At 75.1% G+C, this 16141-nt stretch carries 15 protein-coding genes and 1 tRNA gene; 10 read left to right on the forward strand and 6 right to left on the reverse strand.

What is annotated here, in order from left to right; genetic code table 11:
* Nucleotides 1-126 precede the first annotated feature (126 nt).
* From LC193_RS10125 to LC193_RS10155, 7 genes are all read left to right on the forward strand, one after another.
* Nucleotides 127-2172, forward strand: a complete 2046-nt coding sequence (locus tag LC193_RS10125; protein WP_226073479.1) for a PEP/pyruvate-binding domain-containing protein — start codon at nt 127-129, stop codon at nt 2170-2172.
* Nucleotides 2169-3095, forward strand: a complete 927-nt coding sequence (locus LC193_RS10130; protein WP_226073481.1) for a hypothetical protein — start codon at nt 2169-2171, stop codon at nt 3093-3095. Before LC193_RS10125 ends, LC193_RS10130 begins: the two co-directional genes overlap by 4 nt.
* 51 nt (nt 3096-3146) lie before the next feature.
* Nucleotides 3147-4055: an ectoine/hydroxyectoine ABC transporter substrate-binding protein EhuB gene (gene ehuB / locus LC193_RS10135; RefSeq protein WP_226073483.1), complete on the forward strand. Its 909-nt coding sequence runs from the start codon at nt 3147-3149 to the stop codon at nt 4053-4055.
* Nucleotides 4052-4801: an ectoine/hydroxyectoine ABC transporter permease subunit EhuC gene (ehuC, locus tag LC193_RS10140; RefSeq protein ID WP_226073485.1), complete on the forward strand. Its 750-nt coding sequence runs from the start codon at nt 4052-4054 to the stop codon at nt 4799-4801. Before ehuB ends, ehuC begins: the two co-directional genes overlap by 4 nt.
* A complete protein-coding gene (ehuD, locus tag LC193_RS10145; RefSeq protein ID WP_226073487.1) occupies nt 4798-5451 on the forward strand; it encodes an ectoine/hydroxyectoine ABC transporter permease subunit EhuD in 654 nt (217 codons plus the stop codon). Before ehuC ends, ehuD begins: the two co-directional genes overlap by 4 nt.
* Nucleotides 5435-6250 carry an ectoine/hydroxyectoine ABC transporter ATP-binding protein EhuA gene (gene ehuA / locus LC193_RS10150; protein ID WP_226073489.1) on the forward strand — a complete coding sequence of 272 codons (816 nt, stop codon included), beginning with the start codon at nt 5435-5437 and terminating at the stop codon, nt 6248-6250. The genes ehuD and ehuA overlap by 17 nt, the downstream gene beginning before the upstream one ends.
* Nucleotides 6251-6386: 136 nt before the next feature.
* The gene (locus LC193_RS10155) at nt 6387-7145 is read left to right on the forward strand and encodes an IclR family transcriptional regulator (protein WP_404819384.1); all 759 of its coding nucleotides are present in this window, start codon (nt 6387-6389) and stop codon (nt 7143-7145) included.
* A gap of 46 nt (nt 7146-7191) precedes the next feature.
* Here the strand turns inward: LC193_RS10155 and LC193_RS10160 are convergent, their stop codons facing one another.
* The 3 genes from LC193_RS10160 to LC193_RS10170 all read right to left on the reverse strand — a co-directional run bounded on the left by LC193_RS10160 (nt 7192) and on the right by LC193_RS10170 (nt 9634).
* A complete protein-coding gene (locus LC193_RS10160; RefSeq protein ID WP_226073491.1) occupies nt 7192-7509 on the reverse strand; it encodes an antibiotic biosynthesis monooxygenase family protein in 318 nt (105 codons plus the stop codon).
* 49 nt (nt 7510-7558) lie between these two features.
* On the reverse strand, nt 7559-9058 hold the full coding sequence (locus tag LC193_RS10165; RefSeq protein ID WP_226073494.1) for a Fic family protein: 1500 nt from the start codon (nt 9056-9058) through the stop codon (nt 7559-7561).
* Between the two features lie 147 nt (nt 9059-9205).
* On the reverse strand, nt 9206-9634 hold the full coding sequence (locus tag LC193_RS10170; RefSeq protein ID WP_226073496.1) for an OsmC family protein: 429 nt from the start codon (nt 9632-9634) through the stop codon (nt 9206-9208).
* Nucleotides 9635-10049: 415 nt separating this feature from the next.
* On the opposite strand from LC193_RS10170, the gene LC193_RS10175 reads away from it, so the two are divergent.
* The 3 genes from LC193_RS10175 to LC193_RS10185 all read left to right on the forward strand — a co-directional run bounded on the left by LC193_RS10175 (nt 10050) and on the right by LC193_RS10185 (nt 12177).
* On the forward strand, nt 10050-11306 hold the full coding sequence (locus tag LC193_RS10175) for a hypothetical protein (protein WP_226073498.1): 1257 nt from the start codon (nt 10050-10052) through the stop codon (nt 11304-11306).
* Nucleotides 11303-11851 (forward strand): hypothetical protein, encoded by a 549-nt coding sequence (locus LC193_RS10180; protein ID WP_226073500.1) that lies wholly within the window; start codon nt 11303-11305, stop codon nt 11849-11851. Before LC193_RS10175 ends, LC193_RS10180 begins: the two co-directional genes overlap by 4 nt.
* Before the next feature lie 80 nt (nt 11852-11931).
* Complete coding sequence (locus tag LC193_RS10185; protein WP_404819526.1) at nt 11932-12177, forward strand: imine reductase family protein; 246 nt, start codon at nt 11932-11934, stop codon at nt 12175-12177.
* A gap of 133 nt (nt 12178-12310) precedes the next feature.
* Here LC193_RS10185 and LC193_RS10190 read toward each other — a convergent pair whose 3' ends face one another.
* From LC193_RS10190 to LC193_RS10200, 3 genes are all read right to left on the reverse strand, one after another.
* Entirely contained in the window at nt 12311-14443 is a 2133-nt protein-coding gene (locus LC193_RS10190) for a regulator (RefSeq protein WP_226073504.1), read from the reverse strand.
* A 183-nt stretch (nt 14444-14626) separates the two neighbouring features.
* A tRNA-Leu gene (locus LC193_RS10195) sits at nt 14627-14711 on the reverse strand.
* Between the two features lie 33 nt (nt 14712-14744).
* Nucleotides 14745-16076 carry a DUF445 domain-containing protein gene (locus LC193_RS10200; protein ID WP_404819527.1) on the reverse strand — a complete coding sequence of 444 codons (1332 nt, stop codon included), beginning with the start codon at nt 16074-16076 and terminating at the stop codon, nt 14745-14747.
* Nucleotides 16077-16141: the final 65 nt, after the last annotated feature.

Here is a 16141-nt window from a genome sequence, read left to right on the forward strand (position 1 = left end):
CATGTCCCGTTCTCCTGTCAGGCACCCGCGGGCTCCCGGCGTCTTCTCCGGGGAGCGTCCCCGCGGGGGTCAGTGCCCCGCGGGCGGGCCAGGGCACGGAGCCGCAGGTATCGCAGGAGGCGGGCGATGCGCACACCAGACCTCGAAGTCCACGACGATCCGCTCGGCGCCCAGGCGGGCGCCGCCCTCCCTCTGCACGACCCGCGCGCCGCGCGCGCGGCCCTGACCGGCAACAAGGCCGCGGCCCTGGCCAGAGCCGCGGGCGCGCGGCTGCCGGTGCTGCCCGGGTTCGTGGTCCTGCCCCCGGAGGCGGGCGCGCGCGGCCGCGACCTGTACGACGCCTGGCGCGAACTGAGCGACGAGGGGCGCACCGCACTCATCGTGCGCTCCTCCTCGACGGCCGAGGACACCGCGCACTCCTCGCTGGCCGGCCGGTTCCTGTCCCTGCCCGACGTGCGCGGCTGGGACGCGTTCCTCCGCGCGCTGCGCGCGGTCCGCGCCTCGGGCGACGCGCCCATGGCCGTCCTGGTGCAGCCGATGCTGCGCGCCCGCGTCGGCGGCGTGCTGTTCGGCGCCGACCCGCTGGCCGGGCGCACCGACCGGCTGCTGCTGAGCGCCGTGGCCGGCGGACCCGACCTGCTGGTCGGCGGCGCCCTGCCGGGCGCGGACCTGCGGCTCACCCCGCACGGCCGCCCGGTGCGGCCCCGCGCCGCCGCGCCGGCCGGCGGCCGGCCGCTGCTCACCGGCGCGGAGCTGCGCCGGCTCGCCGGGCTCGCGCGGCGCGCGCGCCAGGTGTTCGGCGGGCCGCAGGACATCGAGTTCGGGTTCGCGGCGGACGGCGGGCAGCTGTGGCTGTTCCAGGCGCGGCCGATCACCGCGATGGCGCCGCGCCCCCCGCGGCGCGCCAGGCTGCTCGGCCCTGGTCCCGTCGCGGAGACCCTGCCGGGCGTGCTGCGCCCGTTGGAGGAGGACCTGTGGGTGGTGCCCATGGCGCACGGGCTGGCCGCCGCGCTCGACCTGGCCGGGGCCGCGCCGCGCCGCACGCTGCGCGCGGTGCCCGCGGTGACCACCGTCGGCGGGCGGGCCGTCGCCGACCTGGCCCTGCTCGGCCTCGCCCCCGGCCGGCGCGGCCCGGCCGCGCGGCTGAACCCCGGCCCCCCGCTGCGGCGGCTGCGCGCCGCCTGGCGGGTGGGCCGGCTGCGCGCCGCGCTGCCGCGGCTGGCCACCGCCCTGCGGGCGGACGTGGACCGGCACCTGGCCGAGGCGCCGGCTCCCGCCGGGCTCGGACCCGCCGCGCTGACAGCCGCGCTGCGCTGGTCGCGCGCCGTGCTGGTCGCGTTGCACGCCCAGGAGGCACTGGCCGGCGCGCTGCTCCCGCCCGAGGAACGGCCGGGCGGCGGCGCCGCGGCGGCCGGCCTCGCGGCGCTGCACCACGGCCGGGCCGAGGGCCTGACCGACGCGCAACTGACAGCGGCGCGGCCCGAGGTGCTCGCGCTGGTGCCGCCCAGCCTCACCGAGCCGCTGCGGCTGCCGCCGCGGGGCGCCGCGGGCACGGGTCCCGGCACGGGAACGCTCGGCACCAGGGAGGCGTTGCGGCTGCGCATCCGGTGGGTGCACGCGTTCCAGGTCGCGCTGGTCCGCGAGGCGGCGCGGCGCAGCGTCGGCGTGGACCGGTTCGCGCTGCTGCGCTGGCCCGAGCTGCTGACGGCCGCGGCGGGCGGCCCGCTGCCCGCCGATCTGGCGGGACGCCGGCCGCCGGGCGCGGCCCCGCCGCTGCCCGACGCGTTCCGGGTCGCCGCGTGCGGCGCCGTGGTGGCCGCGCGGGCGCGCGACGCGGCGGACGGGGCGGACGGGGCCGGGCGCGGCGTCTCGGGCGGCCGGGTGCTCGGCGTGGCGTGGGACGGCGCGGGCGAGCCGCCGCGCGGCGCGGTGCTCGTCACCCGCACCCTCGACCCGTCGCTCGCGCCGCTGCTGCCCGCGCTGACCGGCCTGGTGGCGCAGACCGGCAGCCCGCTGTCGCACCTGGCGCTGCTGGCGCGCGAGCTGAACCTGCCGGTCGTCACCGGCGCGGCCGGCGCCGTCGACCGCTTCCCGCCGGGCACGCCGCTGCTGCTCGACGGCGGCACGGGCGAGGTGGCCGCGCGTGACCTGACGGCGGAGGCGCGGCCATGAGGACGGCGCGGCGGGCCGGGTACGCGTTCGGCGGGGCGGCGGCCCTGGGCGCCGCGGCCTACATGGTGATCTACCTCTACCGGTGGCAGTGGCAGCGCACGCTGCTGTGCGCCGTGCTGCTGCTGATCATCGAGGTGCTGCTGATCGGCCTGGCGGCCCTCGACCGGCTGGGCCGCCTCGAAGCCCGGGTGCGGGAGGGCGACCGGCGGCGGGAGGAGATCGCCGCGCAGCTGCGGGCGGCCGAGGAGGAACGCCGCGCCGGGCCGCGTTTCGCCTGGCTGGACGGCGACGGAACCCGCACGTTCGTGTTCGTTCCGGTACTGATGGTGACCGGTGCGGTGCTGTCGGGGCTGGCCTGGGCCGTGGAGCGCGTCGCAGGGGCGACCACGCGCCCCCTCGCCCGCCGGCGCCTGGCCGGGCGCCTCGCGCCCCTGGCGGCGCCGCCGGGCGGGCCGCGGGCCTGCGGCCGGCTGCCCGACCTGCCGGAACGGCCCGCCCTCGGCCCCGGGCCGCCGCGCGGCCGGCTGCTGCGCGCGGGCGCGGGGGCCGTGGCGGTGGCGCTGGTCGGCGCGCTGTTCCTCGGCCTGTCGGCGTTGACCGAGACGGAGCCGCCGCGGCGCGGGGACGCCACCGCGACCTCCGTCCTGTTCGCCGTCGAGGGCCGCGGCACCGGCCAGGGGCGCGCCGCGCTGGCCGCCCGGCAGGTGTGGGAGCGCTGCCGGGACGCCACCGCGGTGCCGCTGGTCGAGGCGGGGCTCGCCGAGCTGGCCGAGGGCCGTTTGTACGCGGGCACGGTGCACCCCTCGCTCAGCGAGCACGACGAGCACCGCCTGATCGGCTGCCTTGAGGACACCGGAATCGATCGCGTCCTGCTCGACGTGCGGGGAACGGGCCCGATCAACGGTCAGGACACGCCCGGATAACGCCCCGAACGGGCCCGCATACATCCGGAGAGTCTGGGTAGCCGCGCGGCCATGGCTCCACCAGAGAGAAAGAAACCGACATATTCACGAAGAGCCGCAGGGGTGAGCCGCCGCTCGCTGCTGGCGGGGGCTGCGGCTCTCGGTGCCCTCGGCGCGGCCGGTTGCAGCCGCATTCCCTCCGAGGGCACGGTCGAGGGGGGTGATCTGCTGGAGCGGCTGCGGGACCGCGGCAGCGTCAAGGTCGGCATCGCGAACGAACCTCCGTTCGGCTGGATCAACGACGACGGCGAGCCGACCGGGCAGGCCCCGGCCATCGCCCGAGTGATCTTCGAACGGCTCGGTGTGGACACCATCACACCGGTGAACGTGGACTTCAGCGCCCTGATCCCCGGCCTCAAGGCACAGCAGTTCGACGTGGTCTCCGCCGGCATGTTCATCAACCCCACCCGGTGCGCCCAGGTGCTGTTCGCCGACCCGGACTACATCATGCTCGACGCGATGATCGTCCCGGCCGGCAATCCCGAGGGGATCACGGACTACCAGTCGATCGTCGACAAGGGTCTGCGGCTGGCCACGGGACAGGCGTACGCGGAGATCGAGTACGCCAGGGACGCGGGCATCGACGACCTGCTGATCCTGCCCGACCAGGTGGCCGGCCTCGACGCCGTCGCCCAGGGCCGGGTGCACGCGTTCGCCGGGACCAACGTCACCGTCAAGGGCGCGGTCGAGGGCAACGACCGGGTCGAGGCCACCGAGCCGTTCCAGCCGATGCTGGGCGGGGAGCCCGCGCTGGGCGCCGGCGGCTTCGCGTTCCGGCTCTCCGAGAAGAACTTCCGCGACGCCTTCAACGAGGAACTGCACAAGCTCAAGGACAGCGGCGAGCTGCTGGACATCGTCGCCCCGTTCGGCTTCACCGAGCAGGAGATGACCGATCTCACGCTTGAGGAGCTGTGCCCATGATGAGCGAAGGGATGTTCAGCAACTACTTCCTCCCCGGCATCTGGATCACCATTCAGGTCACCTTCTTCAGCGCGGCCCTCGCCCTGGTCGTCGCGTTCGTGATCGGGACGCTGCGGACCTCGCGCCTGTGGATCGTGCGCTTCCTGTCCGGGATCTACTTCGAGCTGTTCCGCGGCACGTCCTCGCTGGTGCTGATGTTCTGGCTGGTGTTCGCCGTCCCCCTGATGTTCCGGTTGCAGTTCGTGCCGATGTTCGCGGGCGTGCTGGCCCTGGGGCTGACGTACGGCGCCTACGGGTCCGAGGTGGTGCGCGGCGCGCTGGCCGCCGTGCCGGTGGCCCAGCGCGAGGCGGGAGTCGCGCTGGGCTTCACCAAGTTCCAGCGGCTGCGGCGGATCGAGGTGCCGCAGGCGTGGCCCGAGATGGTGCCGCCGTTCAACAACCTGCTGATCGAACTGCTCAAGGGCACCGCGCTGGTCTCCACGATCATGGTCGCGGACATGACGTACGCGGCCAACCTCGTGCGCATCGGCAGCAACGAGAGCGCCCCGGTGTACACGCTGCTGCTCGCCCTCTACTTCGTGTTCGCGTTCGTCCTCACCCGCGGCATGCGCGTGCTGGAGAAGCACGCCAAGTCCCGCGTGGGCCAGGCGCCGCCGGGCGGCGGCGGCCTGTGGTCGCGGCTCTCGCTGCGCTCCAGCGCCGGTGAGGGCTCCGGCGCGCTGACGGCGGGAGGCACGACCCGATGAACTGGGACTGGAACGTCGTCGGCGACTTCATGCCGCGCTTCTGGGACGGGGTGCTGCTCACGCTTCAGGCGCTGCTGTTCGGCAGCCTGATCGCGTTCAGCCTCGGGCTCGTGTGGGCCATCGCCCAGCGCTCGCGGCACGCGGTGATCCGCTGGCCGGTGAACGCGCTCACGGAGTTCATCCGCAACACGCCGCTGCTGGTGCAGCTGTTCTTCCTGTTCTACGTGGTGCCCGAGTGGGGTCCTTCGATGTCGGCGCTGACCACCGGCATCATCGGCCTCGGGCTGCACTACTCGACCTACACGGCCGAGGTCTACCGGGCCGGGATCGGCGGCGTGCCGCCCGGCCAGTGGGAGGCGGCCACCGCGCTCAGCCTGCCGCGCACCCGCACCTGGACCGCGGTGATCCTGCCGCAGGCCATCCGCCGGGTCGTGCCCGCGCTGGGCAACTACGTCATCGCCATGCTGAAGGACTCCCCCATGATCGCGATCATCGGGGCACTGGAAATGTTCGGAGAGGCCGAGAGCTTCAGCAACGAAACGTTCACATTCGAGGCATACACGATCGTCGGCATCGCCTTCATCGCCATCGCCTACCCGGCCTCTCTGCTCATCCGCGTCCTGGAGCGTCGTCTTGCCATCACCAGCTGACACCCCGAGAAACTCCGCGTCCAGCCGGGCCAACGGCTCCGAGCTGATCCGGTTCGACAAGGTCACCAAGCGCTTCGGGGACGTGACCGTCCTCGACCAGCTCGACTTCTCCGTCGCGACCGGCAAGCACGTCACCCTCATCGGCCCCTCCGGCTCCGGCAAGACCACGATCCTGCGGCTGCTGATGACGCTGCTCACGCCGGACGAGGGCACCATCAGGGTCGACGGCGACTACCTCAACCACCAGGAGCGCGACGGCAAGCTCGTCAAGGCGGGGGACAAGCACGTCCGCGAGGTCCGCAAGAAGATCGGCATGGTCTTCCAGCAGTTCAACCTCTTCCCCAACATGAAGGTGCTGCGGAACGTCACCGAGGCGCCCGTGCACGTGCTCGGCATGTCCAAGGACGAGGCCGAGCAGCGGGGCAGGGAACTGATCGAACTCGTCGGCCTCACCGAACAGCTCGACAAGTACCCGAGCCAGCTCTCCGGCGGCCAGCAGCAGCGCGTGGCCATCGCCCGCGCGCTCGCGATGCGCCCGCAGGTGCTGCTGCTCGACGAGGTGACCTCCGCGCTCGACCCGGAACTCGTGGCCGGCGTCCTCGACGTGCTGCGCGACATCGCGCACACCACGGACATCACCATGCTCGTCGTCACCCACGAGATGAGCTTCGCGCGCGACATCTCCGACTCCGTCCTGATGTTCGACCAGGGCAAGATCGTGGAATCCGGGTCGCCGGACAAGATGTTCAGCGACCCCGAGCACGAACGGACCCGGGAGTTCCTCTCCACGGTCCTGTGACGCGGCGCCGCGCGGCGGCGCGGCCCAGGTCCCGCGTGACGACGCCGGACCGCGCCAACCCGCCGCGCCGCACCGCCCCGGGTCGCTAGGCTTGGTGCCATCCGTCCCGCACGGAGGCGGTGCAGAGGAGGTCCACGTGGCGACCATGTCCGGGCGGACGGCCCCGTTCCAGTCCGTGCGCCAGGCCCTGCGGCTGCTGGAGACCGTCGCGGGCTGCCCCGACGGACTGGCCGAGGACGAACTGGCGCGCCGTTCCGGCCTGCCGCCGCAGGCGCTGCCGCAACTGCTGCGCATGCTCTGCCACGACGGCTACCTGAGACGGCAGACCGACGGCGGCTACGCGGCCGGCCAGACCCTGCTCGCCCTCGGCTCCGCCGAGGACCGCAGACAGACCCGGCAGGCCAGACTCCAGGCCGCGCTCGACGCGTTGCGCGACTCGATCGGGGCCGCGATCTACCTCGCCCGCTACACCGACGGCGAGCTGATCGTGACGCACACCTCGGACACCCCCGACATCCCGCCGGTCAACGAGTGGGTCGACTTCCGTTCCGCCGCCCACGCCACCGCCATCGGCAAGTGCCTGCTCGGCCAGCTCGACGACGACGGCCGCCGCGACCACCTGGCCAGGCACCGCGCGGCCCGCCTCACCTCGCGCACCATCACCGACCAGCGCACGCTGCTCAGCTCCCTGGACCGCCAGCCGGCCACGATGCCCGTGCTCGACCTCCAGGAGTACGCCGTCGGCACGCTGTGCGCGGCCGTGCCGCTGACCGCCGGCGCCTCCGTCGCCTGCCTGGCGCTCTCCCTGCCCGTCGGGCAGGCGCACCGGCTGCGCCGGGCCGCCGAGGCGCTCAACCGCCAGGCGGCACCGGCCCTGCTGACCCTCGTGGTCTGAACGGACGGCCGGGGCCCGTCTGAACGGGCGGCCGGGGCCGCGGCGTTCAGTCCTCGCGCTTCGGCCCGGCCTGCTGCACCACCTCGAACGACCACAGCTCGGCGCCGGACGCCGCGGGCTTGCCGCCCCCGCCCTGGTGCGCCTGCCGCATCGGGCCGTTCAGCCAGTTCTGGAAGTCCTCCTCGCTGCGCCAGCGGGTGTACACCAGGTAGGTGTCGGTGCCCTCGACGGGCCGCAGCAGCTCGAACCACTCGAACCCGTCCTGGCCCTCCACCGCCCCCGCGCGCGCCCCGAAGCGCTGCTCAAGGACCTCCCGCTGCTCGGCGGGAACGGTCAGGACGTTGATCTTCACCACGCTGGCCACAATGCACCTCTCGGATGTGTCGGTACGGCACGGACGGCGTCGGCACCGATCAGCCCAGTGCCGACGTGAACTTGTGCAACGCCCCGGCGAGCGTGGTGTCGAGCACGTCGACGACGCTCGCCCAGTGGGCCTCCGGTGCGTCGGAATGGATCCACGTCACCGTCTCGGTCGGACTGGAGACGAGCAGCCGCTCCGCCTCCTGCTTGGCGCTCTCGTCCGACGCGTTGTCGAGCATTTCGGCGTAGACGGTGAGGGCCAGCACGCCGGTCTCCCCGCGGCCGACCTTCTGGATGAAGACGAGGTACCGCAGTTCCTGGCCGAGCGCGACCAGCCTGAGCCGCGTCCACCACACGCCTTGCTGCAAGTTGACGTAGAAGTCCACGCTGCGCGCGGCCTGCACGACCTGCCAGCGCCAGAAGCGGGCGCGCGCGTCGGGCGGGCAGGCGCTCTGCACGGAGGTGCGCGCCTGGGAGTCGACGCCGGTCAGCGGGACCGCGAACTGGTCGGCCATGCCGCGAAGCCAGGACTCCACCTTCCGGTGCACCGCGCCGGCGAGCGCAGCCGCGTCCTCCGCCCGCCTGCGGGCCCCGCTCTCGGTCTGGAGCCGCCGCAACCGGTCGAGACCGGCTTCGAGCACCGCGACGGCCCCACCGGCCGGCTCGGCGGCGTCGAGAGGCGCCGGCGGTCGCTCCAGCTCGCTGCGCAGCGCCACGATCTCCAGCTCCGCGAAGAAGCGCACCAGGGGACGCAGGTCCCCCTCGTTCGCCTGGTCGAGGCACAGCAGGTAGCGATTGCGCTCGCGCCGGTCCACCACGAGGGGAGCGAGATCGCACCGGAGCAGGCCGAGCAGAGTGAGGCAGCGGGCGACGCGCCCGTTGCCGTCCTCGAACGGGTGGATGCGCACGAAGCGGTGGTGCAGCCAGGCCGCGCGGACGACGGGGTCGTGCGACTCCGTCTCCCGGTAGAGCGCCATCAGCCTGTCCATCTGCGACGCGACCTGCTCGGGAGGCGTGTAGTACAGCATGCTCCCGTCGGGACGGGTCACGTGGTTCGGCTGCGTCTTCCACTCGCCGTGGTGGAGCGTCGCCTGGAACGCGGCTCCGGTCGGCCCGGTGGCGCCGTAGGTGGGCTGGAGCCGGGTCAGCGCGACGTGGAGCTGCCTGACGAGCGACACGGAGACGTCCCGGCCCTCGCGGGCCGCCTGTGCGAGGAACTCCAGCGCGTCGTACTGGGACCTGATGATGTCGAGCACGTCCTCCGACAGCGAACCGTCGCCGGCCCTGGCCACGGCGTCGGCCGTCAGCCCCTCCGCGACCAGCGCCTCAGTGACGCCCCAGTCCACGTCGTAGAGGCGCTCGATGATGCCGGTCTCGATGGCGTGGCGCCGCAGGGAGCGGCGGCGCGCCTCCTGGAACGCCTCGGTGTTGGCGGACACCACCGCCTTCCAGGCGCGCCGCAAGGCGTGCACGGACGCCAGCAAGGAGGTGAGGTCGCCGTTCAGCTCCGGCAGCGGTTCGACCTCGGCCCACGGCATGTCTCGCCTCGTCACGGCACGAGCCTATCGCCCGGAGTACGGGCATTCCTGCCGCTGCGCCCCGGCCGCCGCCGGGCGGGAGCGCGAGCCGCTCCCACGCACGCGGAACGTCCCGGCGCCGCGGGGGCGGGGCCGGGACGTTCGGGTGGCGGCTGTGCTCGCTCAGGAGAGCAGCTCGGCCTCCAGCGTGATGGGCGCGCCGGCGAGCGCCTTGCTCACCGGGCAGTTCTCCTTGGCGGTCTCGGCGGCCGTCTTGAAGTCCTCGGCGGACAGGCCGGGCACGCGCGCCTTGACGGACAGCACGATGCCGGTGATGCCCTCGCCCGGCTGGAAGGTGACGCTGGCCTGCGTCTCCACCGTCTCCGGCGGGGTGCCCGCGCCGGCGAGGCCGTGCGAGAGCGCCATCGAGAAGCACGACGAGTGGGCGGCGGCGATCAGTTCCTCGGGGCTGGTGCGCCCGTTCGCCTCCTCCGCCCGCGACGGCCAGGAGACGTCGAACTTGCCGACACCGGACGAGTTGAGCTCCACGGTCCCGGCGCCCTCCATGAGGGAGCCTTCCCAGTTCGTCGTCGCGATGCGCGTGGTTGCCATGATCGTTCCTCCGGGAGAACGGGAACAGCAGGTCACATACGGGTGGTACGGGTACACGCTATCGCTGCCGCCCCCGGTACCGGGCGTGCGCCTCGGCCTTGAACGCCCCCGCACGCGACGCGGGCGCCCCGCGGAAGGCCCCGCCCCGCCACCGCGCCCCCGCGCCCAGCGGGCCCCGGACAGCCGGCTTCCACCCGTAGGGAAGACGGCCCCCGTGTGCGGCGCGGGGGCGCACGGGGGCATCTCCTGGGCGCACGGGCCGTCTTCAACGGTCCTGCAACCCCGCTGCAACGCGGACGCACACCCCCGCCGGGCACCGCTCCTCCAGGGGCCGCGAACCACGCGGCTCCCGACGGGGACGCCCCGCCGGGTACGGATCACCCGCCCGGGGCGCAGCGACGCAGGGGAAAGTGCCATGCATGTAGTGACGGAAGCGGGGGGCGGCAACACCGTCCCCCTTCGACTCGACTCGGAAAGGTGGGCCACCCGGCACGCCAAGCGGCGGCTGCTGGTCGTCGTGCACACGGTGCCCGGCGGCCAGCGCCTGCTGGACGCCGTCCAGCTGCTCCAGAACGACCTGCGCCTCCAGGTCGTGTTCACCATCGCGCCCGACGTGTTCAACGGCGGGGCGCATGAGTTCCTGCACCGGATCGGGGCCACGGCCCTGCCGTGGCAGCAGGCGGTCAGGACGCGGTTCGACCTGGCGCTCGCCGCCTCCTACGGCCATCTCGACGAGGTGCACGCGCCGATCGTGCTGATGTCGCACGGCGCGGGTTTCAACAAGTACGCGGCCGGCCGGCCGGGGGCCGCGGCGGCCGGCGGGCGGACGGCCTACGGGCTGGACCGCGAGCGGCTGGTCAGCGACGGCAGGCTGGTCGCCGACACGCTGGTGCTCGCGCACGAGGAGGAGCGGGTCAGGCTCGCCCGGCAGTGCCCCGAGGCGCTGCCGACGGCCGCCGTGGTCGGTGACCCGCTGCTCGACCGGGTGCTGGTCAGCGGACCCGCCCGGGCGCTGTACCGGTCGGCGCTCGGCGCGGGGCCCGACCAGCGGCTGGTGCTCTTCCTGTCGACCTGGGGGCCCGACTCGCTGCTCGGGCGGGCGCCCGAGCTGCTGGAGCGCGCGGTCGCGGAACTGCCGTCCGACCGGTACCGGGTGGCCGCGCTGCTGCACCCCAACGCCTGGACCGCGCACGGCGAATGGATGATCAGCACGTGGCTGGCCGGGTTGTGCCGGGCGGGGCTCGCGCTGGTCAGCCAGTACGCCGACCCGGCGGGACCGGTGGTCGCGGCCGACGTCGTCGTGGCCGACCAGGGGTCGATGGCCCTGTACGGCGCGGCGGCCGGCGCGCGGATGACGATGGGGTCGTTCGTGCCCGAGGGACTCGACCCGGCCGCCCCCGTGAGCGACCTCGGCTCGTTCGTGCCCAGGCTCGCGCCCGACCGGCCGCTGCGCCGTCAGCTCGAACGCGACGACGCGTACTACCGCACGGAGTTGTACGGGCGGGTCGTGGCACGGCTCTCGTCCCAGCCGGGCCGGTTCGCGCCCCTGATGCGGCGGCTGCTGTACCGCAGGCTGCGGCTGCGCCCGGTCGGGGAGTGCCCGCCGACCGCGGCGGCGCCGGCGCCGTTCACGGTCGAACGCGGTCTGCGGCGCTGGAGCGTGACCGGATGATGCCGCTGGTCGCGGCCCTGGCCGGCCGGCTGCCCGCGGGCCGGGTCGCCGCGGTGCTGGTGCCCGACGACGAACGGTGCCCGGCCGCGCTCGCGCTCGTGTCCGAGCCCGAGCCCGGCCGGGGGGCGGCCTCGGTGGCGCTGCTGCCCGCGGGGGACGGTCCGGGACACCCGTTCGTCGACCGGCACCTGCGGGTCGACGCGGCGGCGCCGCACCCGTGGCCGGCCGTGGCCGACGTGGTCACGGGCCGCGGCGAGCCGGGGCGGCTCGCCGGGCGGTACCCGGGCGCGCTGGTCACGGCCTCGCCCGAGCACGCCGCGTGCCTCGTGCGGCACGGCTGCCCCGAGCCGGTCCGGCTGCGGGTGGTGGCGGCCGAGCCGTTCTGGCCGATGTGGGGCTCGGTGCTGCACGCGTGGCTGGCGGCCGGCCTGCCGGTGGCCGCGCTCGCCTCGGCTACGGGGTACGCGCTGCGGCAGGCCGCGGCCGGGGCGGCGCGGGCGCAGAGCGTGCTGCTGCGCCCGCAGGCCGTGCCAGGCGGGGCCTGAAGGGTCCGGAAGGACCGGTCGCGGCGGCGCAGCCGCGACCGGTCATCGCCGCCGCGACCGGTCCCCCGGCCTCCGTGCCGGTGCCTGCCGGGGGCCGGTGCCTGCCGGTGGTGGCCGACGAGACCGACAACGGCCGGTTCGCGACGCCGTTCGGCGCGCTCAAGCACCACCTGCCGTCGATCGAGGACCTGACCGGGGAGAGCGCCGCGCGCGGGCTCGACACCGGGTTCCCCCGCTACACCCTGGACCTGGTCACCGGGGCCCTGGCCGACGGCCACGCGGACGACAGCTACGCGCGCCTGAGCGAGCACTTCGGGAGGGGCTGAGCCGAGCCGGCCGGGGAGGCGGGAACGGGTGCGGGACCGCGCCCCACCACGGCCGCGCCCCACCACGACCGCGCCCCGCCACGGCCGCGCCACGGTACGGGCCCGGCCGGTGACCGGCCCGGCCGGGCGCCGCCTACCCCGCTCCGGCCGGTCCGGGGGGCCGGCCGGGGCGGCGGGCGCGCACGGCCTCGGCCGCGCCGGGGAGCCCGAGCCGGGTGTAGATGGCGACGGCCTCCCGCCTGTGGTCCTCGGCCGCGCCGCGGTTCCCCCGGTGGTCGGCGAGGTCGGCCAGGGCTTCGAGCACGCGGGCGACCTCGTGGTCGGCCGCCATGGCGCGGAGCGCGGTGTGGGCCTCGTCGAGCGCGGCCTCGGCCGCGGCGGCCCGGCCCGCGGCCAGCCGGGCGCGGCCGAGGAGCACGAGGGCGCGTGCGGCGTTGTAGGCGTCGCGCTCGGCGGCCAGCGTCGCCCGGGCGGCCACGGCGTGGTCGACCGCCTCGGCCGGCCGGTCGCGGGCCAGCGCCACGTCGGCGAGGTTGAGCCGGGCGAGCCCGCCGGCCCGCGCGTCACCGAGGCGGGGGTACTCCGCCGCGGCGTCCGCGAAACAGCGGGCCGCTTCGGTGAGGCGGCCGAGCCGGACGAGGGCGAGCCCGCGGTAGTTGAGCGTGCGGGCCGCTCCCAGCGCGTCGCCGGTCTCCGCGCACAGCCGCGCCGCGCGTTCGAACAGGTCGAGCGCGCGCCCGGCGTCGCCCGTGTCCAGGTCGCCGAGACCGGCGGAGACGAGCATGCGGAACTCGGCCTCCGTGGCCCGGTCCGCTCGCGCGGCGTCGAGCCCGTCGGCGTACGCCGCCCGGCGCGCGTCGACATGTTTGCGCCGCAGGAAGAACGGGCGCAGGGCGTCGGCCAGTTGCCACACCACGCCGGGGAGCCCGGCCTCGCGCGCGGCCCGCTGCATGGCGAGCAGGTTGCCGAGCTCGGCTTCGAGCCAGGCCAGCGCGGCGGCCTCGGAGCCCGCGAACTCCTCGACGACCACGGGCCCGGGGCCGTGGTCGCGCGCGAGCGTCCTGTGGTGCGGGTCGAGGATCGCCTCGGCCGCTGTCGCCGTCGCCAGGTAGAAGTCCATGACGCGACGCCCGGCGGCGGCCAGTTCCTCGGAATCCTCCTCCCGCTCGGCGCACCCGCGGGCGTGCAGGCGCACCAGGTCGTGGAAGCGGTAGCGGCCCTCGGCGAACTCGTCGAGCAGGTGCGCTTCGTGCAGCGCGTCGATCGCGCGCCACGCGGTGCCGCTCGCGCGCGGCTCGCCCAGGGCCGCGGCGGCTGTCGACGCGGTGACGTCGGGACCCGGGTGCCGCGCCAGGAGCCGGTAGAGGCGGGCCGCGGGCCCCGGCAGCGCCCGGTAGGACACGTCGAGGGCCGCGCGCACGTCGCGGTCGTCGTGCAGGCCGAGGGCGCCGAGGCGGTCGTGCTCGGCGGCGAGTTCGCGCACCATGAGCGCGATGGAGCGGCGCGGCCGGGCGGCCAGCCGGGCCGCCGAGAGGCGAACGGCCAGCGGCAGCCCGGCACACAGGTCGACCAGGGCGCGCGCGTCGGCCGGTTCCGCGGCGACGCGGTCCCCCGGCAGCGCCTCGGCGAGCAGTTGGACGGCGGAGTCGGTGTCGAGCGTGCCGAGTTCGAACATCAACGCGTCGTCGAGCAGGAGTCCGGTCAGCCGCCAGCGGCTGGTCACCGCGACGATGCAGGGCCCGCCCGGGAACAGCGGCCTGACCTGGGCGGCCGAGGCGGCGTCGTCGAGGAGGATGCCCAGGCGCAGGCCGGAGGTCAGGGTGCGGTAGAGACCGGCGCGCTCCTCGACGCCCGCCGGAACGCGCTCGGGTTCGACGCCGAGCCCGAGCAGGAACCGGCCGAGCACCACGCCCGGCGGCACGGGCCCCGTCTCCGACTGCGCGCCGAGGTCCGCGTAGAGCTGCCCGTCGGGGCACTCGTCGCGCAGGGTGTGCAGCCAGGCCGAGGCGAGCGCCGTCTTGCCGACGCCGCCGAGGCCGGTGAGCACGGCGCGGACGGCGCGGCCCTGCTCCGCCGCCCGCTGCCTGGCGCGTTCGAGCGAAGCCAACTCCGCTGCCCGGCCGACGACTTCACCGCCCGCCGGGAGCTGCCACGGCGGTCGGTGGCCGCCGTCGCGGCCGGTCGGGGCGCCGAGCCGCACGTCGCCGTGGACGGTACCGATCTGAACGGCCTGGCCCGCGACGGTCCCGCCGAGTTCGTTGCGCACGTGGTGCTCCCGCGGTTCCCGCACATTCCCCCCGTGAACATCCGCGCCGGGTCGATCACTTGTGCACGCTCGCAGGGAAGGCATACCCACCGCGCGGGGGTAATGTGCGCCCTGTCCCCCATTCCGGGGGCGGCTCACGGGTCCGGGGGAACGGCTCGCGGCCCCGGGGAGCGGATCGAACGGTGCGGCCGGAGGGATTCGAACCCTCACGCGCGCGTGGCGCACTGGGACCTAAACCCAGCATGACTGCCAATTCCATCACGGCCGCTCGCCCGCCAATCGTACCGGGCCCGGCCGGAGATCAGCCGCCCGCCGCGGTCGTGACGGCGTGGATCGCCAGGCCGGCGAGGGAGCCGATGATGGTTCCGTTCAGGCGGATGAACTGGAGGTCGCGGCCGATGTGCAGCTCGATCTTCCGCGACGTGGTGCGCGCGTCCCAGGAGGCGACGGTGTCGCTGATCAGGGAGGTGATCTCCGCGCGGTAGCCGGAGACGACGTGCACGGTGGCGTCCGCGACCCAGCCGTCGAGCTTGGCGCGCAGCACCTCGTCCGAGGCCAGGCGGGTGCCGATGCCGAGGATCGCGGCGCGGGCGCGGCGGCGCAGGGCGCTGCGTTCGTCCTCGGCCGCGGTGAGGATCATGGCGCGCAGGTTCCCCCACGCCGAGGCGATGAGCTCCTGCACCTCGGGCCGCGCGACGAAGTCCGACTTCAGCCGCTCGACGCGGGCCCGGGTCTCCTCGTCGTGCTGGAGCTTGTGCGCGAAATCCGTCAGGAAGCGGTCGAGCGCGCCGCGCGCCGGGTGCTCGGGGGAGTCGCGCATCTCCGTGACGAAGCGCAGGAGTTCGCGGTACACCCGGTCGCCGACGCGGCGGTCGACGAACCGGGGCGTCCAGCCCGGCGCGCCGCCCTCGACGGCCGACAGCACGGTGTCCCTGTGCTTGACCAGCCAGTCGTGCGCCTGGGCGCACACCAGGTCGACGAACCGGCGGTGCCCGTCGTCCTGGACGGTCCGTTCGAGCAGCCGCCCGACGCCGGGTGAGATCTCCTGGGTCTCGGCCTTGCGCGTGATCGTCTCGGCGAGCACGGCTTGCACGTCGTTGTCGCGCAGCACGCGCAGGCCGCCGCGGACGGCCGTGGCGAGTTCCGCGGTGACGCGGTCGGCGTTCTCCGGGCGGGAGAGCCAGGCCCCCAGGCGGCGGGCCAGGCCGACCGAGCGGAGCTTGTCGCGGACGACGTCCTCGGCGAGGAAGTTCTCACCGACGAAGTCCCCGAGCGACTGGCCGAGCTGGTCCTTCTTGGCGGGGATGATCGCCGTGTGCGGGATCGGCAGGCCGAGCGGGTGCCGGAAGAGGGCGGAGACCGCGAACCAGTCGGCCAGCGCGCCCACCATGCCGGCCTCGGCGGCGGCGGCCACGTAGCCCGCCCACGCGCCTGCGCCCCTGTGCTCGGCCCAGGTGGCGAGCGCGTACACGACGGCAACGGCCACCAGCAGTCCTGTGGCCAGTGCCTTCATCCTGCGCAGGCCGCGCAGCTTCTCGGCGTCCGCCTCGGTGAGCAGGCCGGGACCGGCCGGGGAGCGAGTCGTGGTCATGCTCCCATTCTCCCGGCCCCGCCGCGGCCCGCCCGGAACCAGGTCGCGGGACGGGCCCGGACGAGCGGGACGTTCCCGAACGGCTCGGGGCCGGTCGCCGGGTGAGC

It is taken from the genome of Streptomyces marincola, assembly GCF_020410765.1.
GTDB classification, from domain to species: domain Bacteria; phylum Actinomycetota; class Actinomycetes; order Streptomycetales; family Streptomycetaceae; genus Streptomyces; species Streptomyces marincola.